The organism is Ruthenibacterium intestinale (assembly GCF_040096265.1).
Taxonomy (GTDB): domain Bacteria; phylum Bacillota; class Clostridia; order Oscillospirales; family Ruminococcaceae; genus Ruthenibacterium; species Ruthenibacterium komagatae.
Genome location: NZ_JBBMFA010000074.1, coordinates 1 through 18941, shown reverse-complemented (window position 1 = coordinate 18941; position 18941 = coordinate 1). Strand labels below are relative to the sequence as shown.

Below are 18941 nucleotides of genomic sequence, written 5' to 3'. Positions count from 1 at the left end.
CCATGGAACTGATCGTAGCCGTGAGCAAAAACTGGGGCATTGGAAAAAACGGCGATCTGCTGTTTTCCATCCCCGAGGACATGAAGTTTTTCCGCACCAGCACCCAGGGAAAAACCGTGGTGATGGGCCGCAAGACCCTGGCCAGCCTGCCCGGGGGCAGGCCCCTGAAGAACCGGCGCAACATTGTGCTGACCCGGGACGCGGACCTGCAGGTGGAGGGCGCCCTGGTGTGCCATACCCCCGACGAGGTGCGCGCCGCTGTGGCGGATGTGCCCGGCGACCAGGTGATGGTCATGGGCGGCGCCCAGATCTACCGCCTGCTGCTGGACGACTGTGACAAGGCCTATGTGACCCGGGTGGACGCCGAGGCCGAGGCCGACAGCTTCTTCCCCGACCTGGACCGGCGGGAGGACTGGGTGCTGGACAGCCAGAGCGAGGAAAAAGAGCACGAGGGCCTGCGGTATCGTTTCTGCACCTATGTGCGCAAATAAACAGGAGGACCCGGCAGCGGAACCGCTGCCGGGTTTTTTGTGGGAAGAGAACAGGAGGCTTTTGGCCTCCTGTTTCTTTATACCAAAAAGTAATTTAAACAATAATTAATATGAATGGTTTATTTGTTTTGTTTATATTGCCAACAAGTATTTCCGTATGCTATTATAACTACAGGAAACACGGAAAACCAATAACTATTTTACATAGAAAGCAGGGGATCGCGTGAAACTGGGACTGGTACAGATGATGGCCGCGCCCATGGAAGCGTATGAGGAGACCGCGCAGCGGATTCTTCGGCTGACAGAGCAGGCCTGTGAACAGGGGGCGCAGCTGGTGCTGCTGCCGGAATGCGCCTACCCGGCCTACATGATCGGCCGGGACCCGGAGCGCCGGTTTTTGCAGCGGCTGCCCTCGCTGCTGGAAGAGCTGGGCCAGCTGGCCCGCCGCCGCGGCGTGTACGTGGTGATGGGCGCGGCGCTGCCCGGGGAAGACGGCACGCTGGAAAACGGCGCGGTGGCGCTGGGGCCCGACGGCACGCAGCTGGGCCGGGCGGCCAAGTCCAACCTGTGGCACTTTGACGGAAAGTGGTTCACCGCAGGGCGCACGTCCTTCTTGTTCGACACACCTTACGGCCGCATGGGCGTGATGATCTGTGCGGACGGACGCATTCCCGAAATTGCCCGCATGCTGCGGCTGCAAGGCGCCCAGATGATTTTGGACACGGTGAACCTGGTGGCTTCGGCCGCGGCGCCGGCGCAGCTGTCCAACCAGCAGTATCAGTTTATCCTGCCCATCCGCGCCTGGGAAAACGGTGTGCCCATTGCCGTGTGTGACAAGGCCGGGTTGGAGAGCGGCGCCGTGTGCTGCCTGGGCCGCAGCTTCATCGCTTCGGCCGAAGGCGAGATCGTGGCGCAGTGCTCGCCCGACAAAGAGGAGATCCTGGTGTGGGATGTGGAGCCGGCCGAGCCCCTGCCGTTGCAGGGACGGCGGCCGGAGCTGTACGGCGCGCTGTGCAATGGGCACACGCCCCGCCCGCAGCTGCCCCGGGACCCTGCGGACGCGGAACTGTTCGCGGCGCTGGTCCGCTTTGAGGCGGACACGCCCCGGGAATATGTGGAAAAAGCCTGCGGCGCGCTGGAGCTGTGCCGCATGATGGACGCCCGGCTGATGGTGCTGCCCGCGGCCCGCGGGTTTGCGCTGAGCCCGGAAGACACCGCGGCGCTGTGCGCGGCGCTGGGGGAAGGGGACGCGGCCGTGGCGGACTGGGGCCAGGGACCGGAACGGGGCGCCCATGTGCTGCGGCACACCGGCGAAGCGGACCGGCTGATGCCCACCCACCTGCCCGGTGCGGATTCACCCATCCGCACGGTGGAACTGTGGCCCGGATGCCGGGCGGCGGCGGTCTTTGACGGCGAGATGGCGGTGCCCGAGCTGGCCCGGGTGGCCATGCTGGAGGGCGCGGACCTGGTTCTGTGGTTTGACGCCCAGGGCGGCACCCCGGACTTTGCGCTGGCGCAGACCCGGGCGGCCGAAAACAAGATGTTTGTGCTGCGCAGCGGCCCCGCCGGTGAGAAGGGACGCAGCTACGCGGTTTCGCCCGACGGAGCACAGCTGTTCACCACGTTTTTCACCGCCGAGCAGATCGGCGCGGGCATGGTGAACCTGGCTTTGAGCAAATGCAAGACGGTGGTTCCGGGAACGCACATTCTGGACGGAAGAATCCCGGATTTTTACAAATCAATGACAGAGTGAAAAGGAGTTGAAAAGATGGAACGAGGAGATCTGTTGATTCAAAATGCAGTGGTGGTCAGTTCCAAAAACTGTACCCCGGCGGACATTCTCATCCGTGAAGGAAAGGTGCTGGCGCTGCTGGCCCCGGACAGCGGAGCCGAGGCGGACCAGGTGGTGGACGCGCAGGGCAAGTACGTGATGCCCGGCTGCGTGGACGGCCACACCCACATGATGGACCCCGGCTTTACCGAGCGGGAGGACTTCACCACCGGCACCATGGCGGCGGCGGTGGGCGGCATCACCACAGTGGTGGACCATCACCGCACCACCCCCGCGGTCTATTCGGTGGGACCGCTGCTGGAGAAAATCGATTATCTGAACCAGAAATCCTGCGTGGACTTCGGCCTGAAGGGCGGCATCTCGCCCGACAACGTGGAAGAGCTGGAAGCCATGTGGAACGAGGGCATCACCGGCTTTAAGACCTTCACCTGCAATCTGCACGGCGTGAAGGCCATGCACTCGGCCTTCCTGATGCGCAGCATGACCGAGGTGGCCCGCCTGGGCGGCACGGTGCTGATCCACTGCGAGGACGACGGCATCTGCCAGTACAACGAAGAGACGCTGCGGGCCGCGGGCCGCACGGATTATCACTCCCAGTACGAGTGGCGCTCCAAACTGGCGGAATACGTGGCGGTGCAGACGGTGATCTCGGTGGCAAAGGCCACCCGCTGCCGCACAGTGATCGCCCACGTCAGCCAGCCGGAACTGCTGGAGCAGATCCGGGCCGCGCGGGAAGAGGGCTACGAGATCTACGCCGAGAGCTGCCCCCACTATTTCAACCTGACGGTGGAAGATCTGGAGCAGCTGGGCCCCTGGGCCAAGTTTACCCCGCCCATGAACACCGCCGAAAAACAGGCGCAGCTGTGGAAGCTGTTTGATTTGGGCCTGGTGACCACCATCGGCTCCGACCACTGCCCGTACCCCAAAGAGCAGAAGGAGCCCGGCGAGAAAAACATTTGGGACGCACCCAACGGCATTCCCGGCGTGGAGACCTCGCTGCGGCTGATGCTGGACGGCGCGGCCAAGGGCAAAACCACCATCAACCGGGTGGTGGAATGCATGTGTGAAAACCCGGCCAAAGTGTACGGCCTGTACCCCCGCAAAGGCCATTTGAACCCCGGCGCCGACGCGGACCTGGTCATTGTGGACCTGCAGCGGGAAAAACAGGTGCGCAACGAGGACATTGTGTCCAAGTGCGGCTGGTCCCCCTTCAACGGGCGTGTGCTGAAAGGCGTGCCGGAAAAAGTGTTCGTGCGCGGCACCCTGGTGGCCGAGGACGGCCGCTTTGTGGGCAAACCCGGATACGGCCGGTTTGTGCGGCGCATTCGGTCCTGCCTGAAATAAGTGGAAAGAAGCTGTTTGGCATACATACATAATAAGGAGGAAGTATTGTGATGAAAAAGCGTTTGTTGTCCGTTGTGGCCGCACTGGTAACGGCCCTGTCCCTGCTGACTGCCTGCGGCGGCGGCGCCGCATCCACGGCATCCACCGGTGAGACGGCGTCCACGGCGTCCACGGCCGCCGAGAACACCGGCGATAAGATCGTCATGAAGATCAGCCACGTGTCCTCGCCGGGCAGTGCCCGCGACCTGGCCTGCCAGAAGCTGGCCGAAGTGGTGGAAGAAATGACCGACGGCCAGGTGGAGTGCCAGATCTATCCCTCGTCGCAGCTGGGCGGCCAGCGCGACCAGGTGGAAGGCGCGCAGTTCGGCACCATCGAGTGCGTGGTGGTTCCCACCTCGTATCTGGGCGGCACCGTGCCCATGCTGACTCTGCTGGACACCCCCTATCTGCTGCCGGAAGACCCCGAACAGCTGTTTGAGCTGTATCAGTCCGACGCCATCAAGGCGCTGCTGGACACCACCCAGGAAAAGGGCATTCTGACCCTGGGCCTGTGGCAGACCGGCTACAAACAGTGGTCCGCCAACAAACCCCTGCTGGACCCCTCTGAGATGAACGGCCTGAAGATCCGCGTCATGAACTCTCCCATTCTGTTCAAACAGGCGGAAGTGCTGGGTGCCACCGGCATCACCATGGACTTCGGCGAGACCTACGGCGCACTGCAGAACAAGGCCATCGACGGCCAGGAGAACCCCATCGACACCATTTATGACATGAAGTTCCACGAAGTGCAGACCGACATCACCATCACCAACCACTCCGGCCTGGACCAGGTGGTCATGTTCAACAAAGCCTGGTACGACGGCCTGCCCGCCAACGTGCAGGAAGCCATCAACGAAGGCGTGAAACAGGGCGCCCGCGTATGCCTGGACGAGACCCTGGCCCTGATCGAAAAAGACACCCAGCTGATTCTGGACACCGGCAAGACCCAGATCCACGAGCTGACCGACGAGCAGAAGGCCGCCTGGCGCGAAGCGCTGGTGCCGGTGCAGGAGTTCGCACGTTCCAGCCAGGGCGCTGAGGGCGAAAAAATCTACGACGACATCGTGGCAGCGCGCAAGGAGATCACCGGAGAGGTATAAGCCATGAAAGAGAAAGAGCAAGCGCCGCAAGGCATTTTCGGCAAGATCGATTCCGTCACGGAAAAGGTGGAGAACTGCATCATGAGCATCGGCCTGCTGCTGATCTCCGTCATCGTGTTCGCCAACGTGGTGGCCCGGTACTTCTTTGACCACTCCTTTGCGTGGTCGGAAGAGCTGTCCCGCTACATCATCGTGTGGGTGACCTTCTTCGGCATCAGCTCCTGCGCCCGGTACGACGGCCATGTGTGCGTGGACCTGCTGCCCAACATGCTCAAGGGCAAGGCCAAACAGGTGCAGCAGCTGGTGGTGTGCCTGATCAGCCTGGCGCTGTCCGTGTACATGACGGTCATCAGCATTCAGTTCACCATCACGCAGTTTGAGGGCGGCAACACCAGCATCGCCATCGCCATTCCCATCTGGGTGATCTATCTGTCCACCTGCATCGGATTCTTTTTGATGAGTTATGTGTATCTGCGCAAACTGGGCAGCCTTTTGAAGAAAAAGGCTGCTCAGGAAACAGGAGAGGAGGAAGCGGCATGTTAGCCATTTGCGGCGTTCTGTTCTTTGTGCTGCTGGTGCTGGGCGTGCCCATCTTCATGTCCATGGTGGTGGCCTGCCTGGTGGCGCTGCCCATGAGTTTCCCCGGCATGGACATGGGCCTTGCCATCCAGCGCATCGTGGGCGGCATTGACACGTTCTCCCTGCTGTCCATCCCGTTTTTCATGTACGCGGCGGACATTATGTCCAAGGGCGACATCGGCCACAAACTGGTGAACTTCGCCAACCGTCTGGTGGGCCATCTGCCCGGCGGCCTGGCCATCACCACCGTTGTGACCTGCACCATCTTCGGCGCCGGAGATGGCGCCGGCCCGGCCGCCATTGTGGCCATCGGCATGATTTTGTACCCGGCGCTGTGCGACCACGGGTATGACTCCTACAAGGCCATCGGCTGCATCACCGCATCCAGCACCCTGGCCATGCTGATTCCCCCGGGCATCGCCATGATCTTGTACGGCGTGTCCTCGGGCGCGTCCGTGGGCAAGCTGTTCATGTCCGGCTTGTCCGTGGGCGTGGTGGTTGCCATTGTGTTCAGCCTGTATGTGTGCGTGGACGCCATCAAAAACAAAATTCCCCGGCAGAAACCCGCCACCTTCCGCGAGGTGCTGGATGCCACCAAAAAGGCCATCTGGGCGCTGGGTCTGCCCCTCATCATCCTGCTGGGCATCTACGCCGGCGTGATGACCCCCACCGAGGCCGCGGCTGTGGCGGTGGCCTATGTTTTGATCGTGGAGCTGTTCATTTACCGGTCCATCACCTTCAAGGAAGTGTTTGAGATCGGCGTGACGTCCGGCCGCATGGTGGCCATGATCTTCATCCTCATCGGCGCGGGAAGCCTGCTGTCCTGGATTCTGACGGCCGCCCAGGTGCCCCAGAGCATCGTGGCGCTGACCAGCGGCACCTCGCCCTATGTGGTCCTGCTCATCATCAACGCCCTGTTCCTGGTGGCGGGCATGTTCATGGACCCCAACTCCATCGTCATCGTGCTGACCCCGCTGGTGCTGCCCATGGCACAGGTCGTCGGCCTGGACATGCTGCACCTGGGCATGATCGTGGTGCTGTGCTGCGCCATCGGCATGCTGACGCCGCCCTTCGGCCTGAACATCTTCGTGTCCGTGGGCACCTTCAAGCAGCCCTTTGAAAAGGTGGTCAAACCGCTGTGGCCCTACATCGTTATGATGCTGGGCGTGCTGGTTCTGGTGAACCTGTTCCCGCAGATCAGCCTGTGGCTGCCAAATCAGATGCCGTAAATTGACTTTTGGCCGCCGTTTGGGTTACGATAAAAGAAAACGGATGGTGGCCGTATGGATATCAAGCAACTGAAGTATTTCATGGCGATCGCGGACGTGCAGAGCTTTTCCGAGGCGTCCAAGCGGCTGTATGTGTCCCAGCCGACGCTGAGCAAATCCATGAAAAACCTGGAGGAAAAGCTGGGTGTGGAGCTGTTCTGCCTGGTGGGCAAAAAAGTACAGGTGACGGACTACGGCAAACGGCTGTACCAGAAGGCGCAGCTTTTGATCGAGCAGTACGACGCGCTGTACAACGAGATCCGGGACCTGACCACGCTGCAGACCGGGGTGATCCGCATCGGCATCCCGCCCATCATCGGCACCTGTGTGTTTCCGGGGCTGATTGACGGGTTTTTGCAGAAATACCCCGGCGTGGAGCTGGCCATCGACCAGCACGGCGCCAAAAACATTCAGGAGCGTGCGTACCGGGGCAAGCTGGACCTGGGTCTGACCATTCGCCCGGTGATGGCGGACGCGTTTGACGTGATCGACGTGGTGTCGGACAAAAACGTGCTGATCGTGCCGCCCAACCACCCGCTGGCCGGCCGGACCAGCGTGCGCTATCAGGAGCTGGAGAGCGAGAAGTTCATCTTCTTGGGCGACGAGTACATGCTCACCAGCAACGTGGTGGCCGGCTGCCGCGAGGCGGGGTTTGAGCCGCGCACGCTGCTGCAGGTGACCCAGTGGGATTTTGCCGTGCAGCTGGTGAAGCTGAACATGGGCATTTCCGTGCTGCCCCGGCGCATTCTGGCCATGTACCCCGAGCCGGGCGTGGTCCAGATCCAGCTGGACCATTCGTCCAGCGCCTGGGATGTGGTGATGGTCACCAAAAAGGGCCAGTATCAGTCCTTTGCGACCCAGGCCTTTATGAAGTACATTCAGGAAAACGCGGGAACGCAGCAATAAGCGCAAAAAAGCCCGGGCACGCTTTCAAAGCGTGTCCGGGCTGTTGTTTTTACAGGGCCAGACGGCTCTCCAGCAGAGCCACCGTATACTCCAGGCCGTACGCCAGCGCCTCTTCGTCCAGCCGGTAGCGGGGGTTGTGATGGGGCGCGTCGCTGCCCACGGCCGGGTTGGCCGCGCCCAGCTCCACAAAGAAGCCCGGGCACTTCTGGCTGTAATAGCAGAAGTCGTCCCCCGGGGCGATGGGCGACAGGTCCGCCACGTACGCCTCTCCGAAGGTGTCCGCGATCAGGGCCCGGCCCATCCGGGTCAGCTCCGGGTCGTTGACGATGGAGTCGTATCCCCGGGAATAGGCCACCTGCGCCGAGGCCCCGTGGGCGGCCGCGATGCCCTGGGCCAGGGTGCGGATGCGCTGCTCCACTTTGGCGCGCACGCCCTCGTCGTAGGTGCGCACCGAGCCGGTCACTTCGAAGGTGTTGGGAATGACGTTGTAGGCTTCGCCCGCGCGCACCCGGCACACGGACAGCACCGCCGCGTCCGACGGCGCCAGCGAGCGGGACACCACCGTCTGCAGCGCGCTGATGAGCTCGGCCCCGGTCACCACCGGGTCCACGCACTCCTGGGGCATGGAGGAATGGCCGCCCTTGCCCTGCACGGTCACGTCAAAGCGGTCGGTGCTGGAGGTGAGCACCCCCGGGCACACGCCGAAATGGCCCGTGGGCAGAATGCTGGTCAGGTGCAGGCCGTACACTTCGTCCACGCCCTCCAGCACGCCCGCGGCGATGACTTCCACCGCGCCGCCCGGGGGCGTTTCCTCGGCGTGCTGGAAAATAAAGCGCACCTCGCCGCCCAGGCGGGCCGCGTCCTGACACACAAGGCGCACCGCGTTCAGCAGAATGGCCGCGTGGCCGTCGTGCCCGCAGGCGTGCATGGCGCCGGGATGGATGGAGCGGTATTCCAGCTCGTTTTCCTCGTGGATGGGCAGCGCGTCAATGTCCGCCCGGATGGCCACGGTGCGGCCGGGCCGGCCGGTGCGCAGCACGGCCATCACGCTGGTGGGCGTGGGGCGGGACAGGGTCAGCCCGCCGATCCCGGCCAGCGCGTTCTCCAGATAAGCGGCGGTCTCGGTCTCCTTCCAGGAGAGCTCGGCGTGCCGGTGCAGCCAGCGCCGGTCCTCGATCAGCCGGTCTTTGGCCGCCAGGACCCGATTGTGAAGCTCGCTCATAACAAAACCTCCTTGCAAAAAAAGGCCGCCCCGCCGGGGCGGCCATGGGAATGCATCAGAATACGAAATACAGGACCATCAGAACGCCCAGCACCCAGGCCGGCCACTTGGGCAGGTAGGATGCGTTTTTGCGCAGAATGGCGCGCAGCACGCTGATGACCAGATAGGTGAACATGCCCAGCGCGATGCCGCCCACGTAGTCGAACATGTAGGCGGTGACCAGCAGCATCACGGCCACGGGCAAAAACTCCACGGGCTCAAAGTCGATGCCGCGCAGGGTCTCCAGCATGGAGATGCCCACCACCACCAGAGCGGAGCCGGTGGCCGCGCCCGGGATGATCAGGAACAGGGGGGCAAACAGCATGCACAGCAGGAAGAAGAAGGCGGTGCTCAGGTTGGACAGGCCCGTGCGGCTGCCGGACTCCACGCCGGCGGCGGACTCGGCAAAGCAGCTGATGGTGGTGATGCCGAACAGAGAGCCGGCGATGGTGGAGGAAGCGTCCACCAGGAACACCTTGCCGAAGGCGGGGAAGTTGCCGTCCTCATCCAGCAGGTTGGCCTTGTTGGCCATGGCGAAGCCCGTGCCCAGGGTGCCGAAGAAGTCGTTGATCAGCAGCATGATGATGAAGGGCAGGTACTCCAGACGCAGCGCGCCCAGAATGTCCACCTTGAAGGCCATGTCGCCGATGGAGCTGATGGCGCCGGAGGTGAAGATGCTTTCGGGCAGGGTGACCACGCCCATGAAAATGCCGATGATGGTGGTCAGCACGATGGAGATCAGCAGCGCACCCTTGATTTTCACACGGCGGCCGTGATAGTCAAATTCCACATAGCTCAGGAACAAAGCCAGAACCAGGCCGATGACGCTGAGCTGCACGCTGGGCTGGCTGAAGTCCGCAAAGCCGCTGACTTCCGGGGTGACCAGGCCGCAGGAGTTCAGGCCGATGCGGGCGATCAGCAGGCCGACGGCGCCGCCGATGCCGATTTTGATGTTCTTGGGCAGGCTCTCCGCAAACAGCTCCCGCAGTTTGAACACCGAGATCAGCAAAAAGACGATGCCGGAGATGGCCACAGTGCCGAAAGCCACGCCGTAGTCGGTGCCTTCGGCGATCATGGCGGCCACCAGGTTGGGGATGACCAGAACCGGCGCCAGCACGATGGGCACGTTGGCGATCAGGCCCATGGCGATGGTGGAAACCGCCGTCAGCAGGCAGGTGCACAGCAGAACGCCCGTCAGGTTGATGCCGGGCGCGGCGGACATGGCCGAGGTCATGTAGGCCAGGATGTACGCCATGGTCGCAAAGGTGGTGGCGCCGCCGATCAGCTCGGTGCTGATGGACGAGCCGCGCTCCTGAATGCGGAACCGGCGCTCAAGCAGATTTTTCATGGATGAGATTCCTCCTCTTTTTATCTGAATCCTCTGAATCAGAGGGATTCGTCCAGATGGAACAGGCGTTTGGCGTTGGCCAGCGCGATGGACGCCACTTCGGCGGCGCTGACGTCGCCCCGCACCCGGGCAATGGTCTCGGCCACTTCGGCCAGCATGTCCGACGTGGCGCGCTGCCCCTCATGGGAGCAGGTGGGCAGAAACGGGCAGTCCGTCTCCAGCAGCAGCCGGTCCAGGGGCATGGCGCGCACCACTTCCACCAGGTGCCCCGCGTTGGGATAGGTGATGGCCGGGCCGATGCCCAGGCTCAGGCCCATGTCCAGGAAGGCAAAGCCGTACTGCGCCTGGCTGAAAAAGCGGTGGATCATGCCCGGCACCGGGTGGCGGCGCAGCATGTCCAGCATGTCCTCGTCGGCGTCCCGGTCGTGGATGACCACGGGCAGGCCCAGCCGCGCGGCCAGCTCCAGCTGGGGTTCAAACACCCGCTTTTGCGCCTCCCGGTCCGCGTCCGGCAGAAAATAGTCCAGCCCGATCTCGCCGATGGCCACCACCTTCGGGTCCCGGGCCAGGGCTTCGATCTGCTCCAGCCAGCCCTCCGGCACGGTGTAGGCCTCCAGTGGGAACACCCCCACCGAGGCGCGCATGAAGTCAAAGTCACGGGCCAGCTCCACCGACCGCCGGGACGACGGCACGCTGGAACCGGAATTCACGATCAGCTGCACGCCGCTGTCCCGCATGGCGTTCAAAACGGCGGTGCGGTCCGCGTCGAACACGGTTTCGTCGTAATGGGTATGTACGTCGCTGAGCGGATACTGCATGTTCCTTCCCTCCCAAAAAGAAAAGAGGCGCATCGGTCAAGGATGCGGCCTCGGATACTTTACTTCATTAGAATACCAGAGCGAACGCCAAAAATCAACGGGGTTTGACAAAAAAACCGGAAAAAAACGGCTCAGGAAGCGTTGGCCGGAGGCAGGGGATTGCCCTCTTCGTCGATGCCTTTTCCCACAGGCGGCGGGCGAAAAAGCTGCTGGCCAGCGCGTACAGCACCGCGAACACCGGCACGCCCACCACCATGCCCGCGAAGCCGAACAGCCCGCCGCTGACGATGATGGCCACCAGCACCCACAGCGCCGAAAGGCCCGTGGAATCGCCCAGGATTTTGGGGCCCAGAATGTTGCCGTCAAACTGCTGCAGCAGCACGAGCACCGCGAATTTCAGCGCGGCGATGGGGTCCACGATCAGCAGGATCAGAATGCTGGGCACCGCGCCGATGAAGGGGCCGAAAAAGGGGATGATGTTGGTGACGCCCACGATCACGCTGATGAGCACCGCAAAGGGCAGGCGCAGCAGGGTCATGCACACAAAGCACAGCACCCCGATGATGCTGCTGTCGATGATTTTGCCGATGATGAACCCGCCGAACACCCGGTTGGCGCGGGAGCACACCTCCAGCACGCTGCGGGCCCGGGGCAGCGGCAGCAACGCCAGCACGGCCTTGCGCAGCTGGCGCAGCAGCCGGTCCTTGCCCATGAGCATGTACACCGACGAGATCAGGGCGGTGACGGCGCTGATGAACCCGTTGCCGATCTGGGGCAGCACCATGCGCAGCAGAAAGCCCACCACCAGGAAGGCCAGCACGTAGGAGATGAGGATGCTCAGTTTGCGCCGGCCGCCCAGCTTGCTTTCAAAAAAGCGGACGGGCGCGTCCAGCAGGTAGGCGATGACCAGGCCCCACACAAAGGGCGAGAGAATGCCCAGCCAGGCGCGCAGCTGGGCGCGCAGGGCGTCGAAGTTGGACAGAGCCATGTAGAAGGCCACGCCGGCAAATACCACGATCAGATTGGAGGCCACACGCCCGGTCACCTGCCATTTGTTTTCCTTGCTCACAGCGGTCTCCTTTCAGTTCCTTTTTATTATACAGGAAGCAACGAGAAAATGCCATGCCGGGGCGCGGGTTTCCGCGCTTGTGTTTCGGGGTGGAATGGTATAAATTATAAATAAAAGAACGCGGACGGGGTGAGAGCGTGAAGGAGAAAACGGCACCTTACAAAACACATTTTTACCGCAAAATTCTGATCTGGCTGTTTTTGGGAGTGTTCTTTCTGATGCTCCTGGTGTCTTTCGGCACGTTTTATGTGTATTTCCGGTACTATGTGAACGGCCTGGCCGATTCCGCGCTGCAGAGCACCGCCTATGTGCGGGCGGACCTGAACACCCAGCTGGAAAACGTGACCCTGCTGACGGACAACATGTATTTGGAGACGGAGATCCAGGAGATCCTGACCGGGCCGCAGGGAAACAATCAGGCCCGGATGCAGCGATATTATTCCGGCCAGATCGCGCCCAACCCCTATTTCATGTATCAGATCGACCTGTTCGATTTACAGGGAAACCGGTACATCTACGCCAACAGCGCCACCATTGCCCACAGCTTTCTGGCCGGGTCCTTTGCGGACGAGTGGGGCCCCCGGGTGGAGCAGGCCGGCGGGCGCATTCTGTGGGTGGACGGGCGCGAGATCTCGCCCGGTGCGTCCCATCTGCTGTTTGCGCTGCGGCTCATCAAGAACACCCATTCCAACCAACCCGTGGGCATGGCGGTGGTCAGCGTGATGAAGCGCAGCATCTCGGGCAATCTCAGCCTGTACGCCACCGACACCACGCAGATTTCTCTGGCCGGGCCGGATGGCACGCTGGTGCTGGCCGAGGACCTGCGCCGGGACCCGGAGCAGATGCAGGTGCTGGACATGGACCTGGTCAGCGGTGAGGAGGGGTACTACACGTCGCTGGCCAGCAGCACACTGGTGGTGTACCTGCTGGACGAGGCGACACCCTGGTATGTGGTACAGACCATCCGCCTGCCCACGTTTTTCATGTTCTTACAGCAGGTGCTGGGCGCCATGCCCGTGCTGTTCGTGCTGGTGCTGGTGCTGGCGGGGCTGTTTGTGTGGTCGTTGTACCGGGCGCTGTCCCGGCCCATTCTCACGCTGGTGGAGAGCATGCGCAGTCTGGAGAGCCTGGATTTCACGCCTCCGCAGCTGGACGTGGCGCGGGACGACGAGATCGGTTATCTGAACCGGGGTTACCTGCTGATGCTGGGGGAGATGAAACGCCTGTTTGAAAATCTGGTGCAGGAGCAGAACGCCAAGAAAAACTATGAGCTGGAAGCCCTGCGCGCCCAGATCAACCCCCATTTCCTGTATAACACCCTGACGGTGGTGCGCTTTCTCATCGACATGGGCCAGAACCAGAGCGCCAGCCAGGTGCTCATCAGCCTCATCAAGCTGCTGAAGATCAATCTGGACCCCAAGCGGGAGATGCTGACGGTGGAGGAGGAGATGGAGTACCTGCGCAACTATCTGTCCATCCAGAAGCACCGGTATGACAATTTCGAAGTGAAGTGCAGCGTGGACCCCGGGGCGATGCCCTGCGCCATCCCCCGGCTGCTGATCCAGCCGCTGGTGGAGAACAGTCTGTTTCACGGGCTGAAAAACGGGGCGCTGCACGGGCGCATCGCCATCCAGGTGCGCCGGGAGGACGGGCGCCTGCGCGTGCAGGTGCAGGACAGCGGCGCCGGGTTTCCGCCGGGGTTTGATGTGCGCGCGGCGCGGGTCAACGCCCAGCGCAGCAGCGCCAGCATCGGGCTGCACAATGTAAACGAGCGTCTGCGCCTGTACTACGGGCCGGACAGTCAGCTGCACACCGAAAACCTGCCCGGCACCGGCTGCCGGGTGTGGTTCACCATACCTGTGGAGGAGGGATGAGCATGCTTCGCATTTTGCTGGTGGACGACGACGTGATCGTGCGCAAGTGGCTGCGGCTGGTGTTTGAGAGCCACGACCGGGAGTTCACCGTGGCAGGCTTTGCGGCCAACGGCCGCGAGGCGCTGGAGTTCTGCCGCCGGGAGGGCGCGGACATCGTCATCACGGATATGATTATGCCGGACATGGACGGCATGACCTTCATCCAGGGCCTGCGGGAGTGGGATTTGCGCACCCAGGTGATCATTCTGTCCAATTACGCGGATTTTTCTCTGGCGCAGAAGGGGCTGTCCTTCGGGGCGGCGGAGTATCTGCTGAAAGGGGAGATCACCGAGGAGGAGCTGCTGGAGGTGACCCGCCGGGTGGGCGCGCGCCTGGCCGGTGGCGACCGGCCCGCGGCGCGCTTCTGGGGGTTCGGCACCGTGCAGATCGGCCAGATCATCAGCGGCGGCTGGCCCGAGACCGACGCCGCGCTGGACCGGGAGATGCAGCGCCGGGCCGGCCGGGTGTGGTGTCTGGTGTTCTGCCAGGACGCCCCGGGCCGGCCCGCCGGCCAGGGCTGGGCCCGGGAGGCGGAGGCGATTTTGTCGGGGCTGGGCCTGCGGGCCGGCATGTACGTCATCAGCGACCGGGTGGTGGCCGCCCTGGTGGCGGACGAGGGCGGCGCCCAGTGCGCGGAGCTGGCCGCCCGCCTGCAAACGTGCACCGGCGGAGACGGCGCGCCCTTCTCCCTGGGCATGGACGGCCCCGCCCGCAGCGCCGAAGAGGTGAGGCTGGCCTTTTCCCACGCCTGCGAGGCGGCCCGCCTGCGGTTTTTTCGCGGGCCGGGCTGCGTGTGCGTGTACGAAGAGGACAGCCGGGAGCCGGGCATGGATTTTCAAACCGCCACCCAGCAGGCGTATCAGTTTGTGAAGGCCGGCGAATGGAACCGGCTGAAGGGGCTGATCGACGGGGTGCGCTCCGGCAGCGACCGGTACTCGGTGGAGGACATTGACCGGCTGCGCCGCCTGTTCAACGCCGTGGCGGAAGCGGTGATCCATCACGCCCAGGTGTGCTGCGAGAGCGCACCCCAGCTGCAGGACACCAACCCCATCGCGGAGATCGGTTCCATTTTGTTTTTGGACGATCTGACCGAGTGGCTGTGCCGGCTGATCTGCCAGTGCCGGGACCTGGTGCAGCGCAGCGCCGGCGAGGAGAGCATGCAGCGGGTGCTGGCCTACATCGAGCAGAATTACATGAACGAGCTGACCTTGCACACCATCTCCGAGGTGGCGGGCTTCAGCCCCAACTACTTCTGCAACGTGTTCAAGGAGCGCACGGGCAAGTCGGTCAGCTCGTATCTGACCGACGTGCGCATCGAGCATGCAAAGCGGATGCTGACCACCACCGGCAAGAGCATCCACCTGATCGCTGAGGACGTGGGGTATGAGTCCCCCAGCTATTTTATCAAGGTGTTCAAAGACATGACGGGCGTCACGCCCAACCGGTTCCGCAAGCTCAACCGCTGAGCGGGTCCCGGGCCGCCGCCCCGTGCTTTCGCACGGGGCGGCGGCCTTTTTTTGCAGGGCTCAATGACCCGCAATCGTAAGATTTTAGGGTTTTCTCATAACTTTGCGCTATTCCGGCGCCGGAATAGGAAGATATTCATATTTCTGGTGAAGTTTGAAATACAAGCGCCCGGCGCTTTTTTTTATAATAAGGAGGAAGAGAACCGATGCGCCCGCAGGCGCACAGAAAGGAGCTTTGCCATGAAAATCGGACGGCGGGCCCAGGCGGCACGGCCCAAAAAAGGTGTCACCCTGCAGTCGGAGCGGCGCAACCTGCAGATCGCGTTTTTGCTGCCGCTGTTTTTATCGCTGCTGATCCTGGTGTTGCTGCCCATGGCCAGCCTGTTCGGCCTGTCCTTCACCAACTACAAGATGACCAGCTCTCAGTTCCGGTTTACCGGATTGGAGAATTACATCAACCTGTTCACGGACAAGGGCTTTCGCAACGCCGTGAAAAACACCCTGTTCATGGTCACCTTCGGCGTGCTGATCCAGATGGTGCTGGGCGTGGCCGCGGCCCTGGCCATCCAGCGCATGAAGCATTTGCGCGGGCTGGTGCAGGCGCTGATCGTCATGCCCATGGTGATCCCGCCGGTGATTGCGGGCCTGATCTGGCGCATTCTGCTGATCCCCAAGTACGGCGGTGTGCACGCGCTGCTGTACGGGCTGGGCATCCAGGACGCCCCCGCCTGGCTGACGGACCCGGTGTCCGCCCGGTGGGTGATCGTGCTGGTGTCCGTGTGGGAGTGGATGCCCTTTGTGGTGCTGTTTGTGATCGCAGCGCTGGATTCGCTTCCCGTGTCCCCCTTTGAGGCGGCCCGCATCGACGGCGCGGGCTTTTTGCAGGAGCTGTGGTATCTGACGCTGCCGCTGATCCGCCCGGTGCTGAGCATGGTGCTGGTGTTCCGCGTGGTGGAGGGGCTGAAGATTTTTCCGCTGGTGTTCTCCCTGACCCAGGGCGGCCCGGGCAACAACACCGAGGAGCTGACCTACTTCGCTTATTCCGAGGGCTTTGTGAAATTCAAGATCGGCTATGCCTCCGCGTCTTCCATGCTGATGTTCGGCGTGCTGCTGGTGCTGATCATTCTGTTCTACGGCCGCAAGAAAAAAGACGCGGTCTGAGAGGAGGAATCCGTATGCTGCATCCCAAAACCCGGCAAAAACTGTCCGCGGCCGCCCGGGGCTTGTTTGTGGCGGTGCTGATGTTCGCCACGCTGTTCCCCTTTTACTGGACGCTGCTGATCTCGCTGAAAACCCAGAACGACGCCTTTCAGGTGCCGCCGGATCTGCTGTTTGTGCCCACGCTGGAAAATTACAGCGAGCTGTTTGTCACCGGCGATTTTACAAAGTACTTTTTCAACAGCTTTGTGGTGTGCTTTTTCTCCATCGTGCTGGCGCTGCTGGTGGGCATCCCCTCGGCGTACATCTTTGCCCGGTCCGAGTTCCGGGGCAAAAAAGCCTTTTTCTATGTGCTGCTCATCACCCGCATGAGCCCCGGCGCGGTGTTTGTCATCCCTTATTTTCTGGCGTACAACAAGCTGGGAATGCTGGATACCTATGTGGGCCTGACGCTCATCTACTTTGCCTCCAACCTGGGCATCATCGTGTGGAGTCTGCGGGCCTTCATGGAGGATATCCCGGTGAGTCTGGAGGAGGCGGCCCGCATCGACGGCTGCTCGCTGCTGCAGTCCCTGTTCAAGATCGCCATCCCTCTGTCCACGCCGGGCATTGCCTCCACAGCCATCCTGTCGTTCATTTTCTCCTGGAACGAATTTTTGTTTGCGCTGCTGCTCACCCGCCAGAAGGTGCAGACCGCGCCCATCGGCATTCTGAACTTCATTGTGTTCGAGCGGATGAACTGGGGTGTCATCGCCGCCGGGTCCATCGTCATCGCCTTGCCGGTGGTGGTGTTCGGCATCGCCATCCGAAAGTACTACGTCAAGGGCCTGACCCAGGGCGGCCTGGCCGGTGAATAAGGGGGGAGCGTGTTTTATGAATCATGATAAAGAACGCCCCAACGTGCTGTTTGTACTGACCGATGACCAGGGGTACTGGGCGCTGGGCAGCAGCGGCAACCGGGACATCCAGACCCCCAACCTGGACCGCCTGGCCCGGGAGGGCGCCCGCTTTGAAAACTTTTTCTGTGCCTCGCCGGTGTGCAGCCCGGCCCGGGCTTCGCTTTTGACCGGGCGCATCCCCTCTCAGCACGGGGTGCACGACTGGATCCGCGGGGGAAACTGCGGGTCCGGTTCCATCGAGTATCTGCGGGGCATGCGGGGCTACACCGAGGACCTGGCCGACGCCGGGTACCAGTGCGCCCTCAGCGGAAAATGGCATCTGGGCGCGGCCCAGGTGCCCCAGAAGGGCTTTACCCGCTGGTATGTGCATCAGCGGGGCGGCGGCCCCTACTACAACGCGCCCATGATCCGGGACGGAAAGCCCGTGGAAGAGCCGGGCTACATCACCGACGTCATCACCGACAAGGCGCTGGAATTTCTGGAGGAGATGGTCGGCCAGGACGCGCCCTTCTACCTGGGGGTGCACTACACCGCGCCCCACAGCCCCTGGAGCCGGGCCAACCACCCGGCCGAGCTGTTCGCGCTGTACGAAGACTGCACCTTTGCGGACTGCCCCGTGCGGGAGCCCCACCCCTGGGCCATCTTCTCCGACGCACCCGACGCTCCCACCCGGGAGAACGCCCGCCACCCCGCTGAGACCCTGAAGGGATACTACGCCGCTGTCACCGGCGTGGATCGGAACGTGGGTCGTCTGCTGCAGCGCATGGAACAGCTGGGCGTGCTGGACAACACGCTGGTGATCTTCACCTCCGACAACGGGTTCAACTGCGGCCACCACGGCATTTGGGGCAAGGGCAACGGCACCTTCCCCCTGAACATGTACGACACCTCGGTGAAAGTGCCCCTGATCTGGTGGCACCCGGGCCGCATTCCCGCGGGAAAAGTGGTGCAGAACATGGTCAGCGCCTACGACTTTATGCCCACGCTGCTGGAGTATCTGCACCTGAACGCGCCCCAGCGCCCCCAGCTGCCCGGCCAGAGTTTTGCAGGGCTTTTGCAGGGGGAGAGCTACCCTGTGGACAAGGGCGCCCCGGTGGTGGTGTTCGACGAGTACGGCGCGGCGCGGATGATTCGCACCTACGTGGATAAACTGATCGTGCGCTACCCCTACGGGCCCGACGAGTACTACGATCTGGAGCAGGACCCCGGCGAGGAGGAGAACCGGATCGACGACCGGCGCTGCGCGCTGCGCATTCAGCAGCTGCGCCGGCGCATGGAGCGCTGGTTTGCCCGCTATGCAGACCCGGCCATGGACGGCCGGATGGAGCGGGTCAGCGGCAACGGTCAGCTGGACCGGGCCGGGCTGAAGGCCGAGGGACGGCCTAATTACGCGCCCCTGGGCCACGAGGCCCGCTGGAAGGTGTGAGCTCGCCTGTTTTAACGCTTCTTTCCACAACAAGAGCGCCCGCCCCGGCCGGGGCGGGCGCGCG

The 18941-nt window shown here is 62.7% G+C and carries 16 protein-coding genes; 12 read left to right on the top strand and 4 right to left on the bottom strand.

The features are described 5' to 3' along the window. Positions 1-2 precede the first annotated feature (2 nt). From WMO24_RS05640 to WMO24_RS05610, 7 genes are all read left to right on the top strand, one after another. Positions 3-491 (top strand): dihydrofolate reductase, encoded by a 489-nt coding sequence (locus WMO24_RS05640; protein ID WP_349215345.1) that lies wholly within the window; start codon positions 3-5, stop codon positions 489-491. A 223-nt stretch (positions 492-714) separates the two neighbouring features. Further along, a complete protein-coding gene (locus tag WMO24_RS05635) occupies positions 715-2244 on the top strand; it encodes a nitrilase-related carbon-nitrogen hydrolase (protein ID WP_349215344.1) in 1530 nt (509 codons plus the stop codon). Between the two features lie 15 nt (positions 2245-2259). Continuing rightward, on the top strand, positions 2260-3627 hold the full coding sequence (locus tag WMO24_RS05630) for a dihydroorotase (protein WP_349215343.1): 1368 nt from the start codon (positions 2260-2262) through the stop codon (positions 3625-3627). Between the two features lie 50 nt (positions 3628-3677). Continuing rightward, the gene (locus WMO24_RS05625) at positions 3678-4766 is read left to right on the top strand and encodes a TRAP transporter substrate-binding protein (protein ID WP_349215342.1); all 1089 of its coding nucleotides are present in this window, start codon (positions 3678-3680) and stop codon (positions 4764-4766) included. Positions 4767-4769: 3 nt separating this feature from the next. After that, entirely contained in the window at positions 4770-5309 is a 540-nt protein-coding gene (locus WMO24_RS05620; RefSeq protein WP_349215341.1) for a TRAP transporter small permease, read from the top strand. Then, complete coding sequence (locus tag WMO24_RS05615) at positions 5303-6574, top strand: TRAP transporter large permease (RefSeq protein ID WP_349215340.1); 1272 nt, start codon at positions 5303-5305, stop codon at positions 6572-6574. The genes WMO24_RS05620 and WMO24_RS05615 overlap by 7 nt, the downstream gene beginning before the upstream one ends. 54 nt (positions 6575-6628) lie before the next feature. After that, the gene (locus WMO24_RS05610) at positions 6629-7519 is read left to right on the top strand and encodes a LysR family transcriptional regulator (protein WP_349215339.1); all 891 of its coding nucleotides are present in this window, start codon (positions 6629-6631) and stop codon (positions 7517-7519) included. A 49-nt stretch (positions 7520-7568) separates the two neighbouring features. Here the strand turns inward: WMO24_RS05610 and WMO24_RS05605 are convergent, their stop codons facing one another. The 4 genes from WMO24_RS05605 to WMO24_RS05590 form a co-directional block, all read right to left on the bottom strand. Further along, the gene (locus tag WMO24_RS05605; protein ID WP_349215338.1) at positions 7569-8741 is read right to left on the bottom strand and encodes a M20 metallopeptidase family protein; all 1173 of its coding nucleotides are present in this window, start codon (positions 8739-8741) and stop codon (positions 7569-7571) included. A 55-nt stretch (positions 8742-8796) separates the two neighbouring features. Continuing rightward, complete coding sequence (locus WMO24_RS05600; RefSeq protein WP_349215337.1) at positions 8797-10128, bottom strand: NCS2 family permease; 1332 nt, start codon at positions 10126-10128, stop codon at positions 8797-8799. Positions 10129-10166: 38 nt separating this feature from the next. Next, positions 10167-10946, bottom strand: a complete 780-nt coding sequence (locus tag WMO24_RS05595) for a TatD family hydrolase (protein WP_349215336.1) — start codon at positions 10944-10946, stop codon at positions 10167-10169. Between the two features lie 94 nt (positions 10947-11040). After that, a complete protein-coding gene (locus tag WMO24_RS05590; RefSeq protein ID WP_349215335.1) occupies positions 11041-12015 on the bottom strand; it encodes an AI-2E family transporter in 975 nt (324 codons plus the stop codon). 137 nt (positions 12016-12152) lie between these two features. On the opposite strand from WMO24_RS05590, the gene WMO24_RS05585 reads away from it, so the two are divergent. From WMO24_RS05585 to WMO24_RS05565, 5 genes are all read left to right on the top strand, one after another. Next, a complete protein-coding gene (locus WMO24_RS05585) occupies positions 12153-13889 on the top strand; it encodes a sensor histidine kinase (protein WP_349215334.1) in 1737 nt (578 codons plus the stop codon). A gap of 2 nt (positions 13890-13891) precedes the next feature. Beyond that, complete coding sequence (locus WMO24_RS05580; protein WP_349215333.1) at positions 13892-15394, top strand: response regulator transcription factor; 1503 nt, start codon at positions 13892-13894, stop codon at positions 15392-15394. 240 nt (positions 15395-15634) lie between these two features. Next, positions 15635-16555, top strand: coding sequence for a carbohydrate ABC transporter permease (locus WMO24_RS05575; protein WP_349215332.1), 921 nt, complete (start codon positions 15635-15637; stop codon positions 16553-16555). A gap of 14 nt (positions 16556-16569) precedes the next feature. Further along, the gene (locus WMO24_RS05570) at positions 16570-17409 is read left to right on the top strand and encodes a carbohydrate ABC transporter permease (protein ID WP_349215331.1); all 840 of its coding nucleotides are present in this window, start codon (positions 16570-16572) and stop codon (positions 17407-17409) included. A gap of 16 nt (positions 17410-17425) precedes the next feature. After that, positions 17426-18877, top strand: coding sequence for a sulfatase family protein (locus WMO24_RS05565; RefSeq protein WP_349215330.1), 1452 nt, complete (start codon positions 17426-17428; stop codon positions 18875-18877). The last annotated feature ends 64 nt before the right edge of the window (positions 18878-18941 follow it).

Excerpts from the sequence above, each read along its gene's own strand:
- WMO24_RS05595 (WP_349215336.1), bottom strand. The coding sequence starts at position 10,946 with ATGCAGTATCCGCTCAGCGACGTACATACCCATTACGACGAAACCGTG.
- WMO24_RS05575 (WP_349215332.1), top strand. The coding sequence starts at position 15,635 with ATGAAAATCGGACGGCGGGCCCAGGCGGCACGGCCCAAAAAAGGTGTC.
- WMO24_RS05625 (WP_349215342.1), top strand. The coding sequence starts at position 3,678 with ATGAAAAAGCGTTTGTTGTCCGTTGTGGCCGCACTGGTAACGGCCCTG.
- WMO24_RS05630 (WP_349215343.1), top strand. The coding sequence starts at position 2,260 with ATGGAACGAGGAGATCTGTTGATTCAAAATGCAGTGGTGGTCAGTTCC.
- WMO24_RS05605 (WP_349215338.1), bottom strand. The coding sequence starts at position 8,741 with ATGAGCGAGCTTCACAATCGGGTCCTGGCGGCCAAAGACCGGCTGATC.
- WMO24_RS05580 (WP_349215333.1), top strand. The coding sequence starts at position 13,892 with ATGCTTCGCATTTTGCTGGTGGACGACGACGTGATCGTGCGCAAGTGG.
- WMO24_RS05610 (WP_349215339.1), top strand. The coding sequence starts at position 6,629 with ATGGATATCAAGCAACTGAAGTATTTCATGGCGATCGCGGACGTGCAG.
- WMO24_RS05615 (WP_349215340.1), top strand. The coding sequence starts at position 5,303 with ATGTTAGCCATTTGCGGCGTTCTGTTCTTTGTGCTGCTGGTGCTGGGC.
- WMO24_RS05620 (WP_349215341.1), top strand. The coding sequence starts at position 4,770 with ATGAAAGAGAAAGAGCAAGCGCCGCAAGGCATTTTCGGCAAGATCGAT.
- WMO24_RS05565 (WP_349215330.1), top strand. The coding sequence starts at position 17,426 with ATGAATCATGATAAAGAACGCCCCAACGTGCTGTTTGTACTGACCGAT.
- WMO24_RS05570 (WP_349215331.1), top strand. The coding sequence starts at position 16,570 with ATGCTGCATCCCAAAACCCGGCAAAAACTGTCCGCGGCCGCCCGGGGC.
- WMO24_RS05640 (WP_349215345.1), top strand. The coding sequence starts at position 3 with ATGGAACTGATCGTAGCCGTGAGCAAAAACTGGGGCATTGGAAAAAAC.
- WMO24_RS05600 (WP_349215337.1), bottom strand. The coding sequence starts at position 10,128 with ATGAAAAATCTGCTTGAGCGCCGGTTCCGCATTCAGGAGCGCGGCTCG.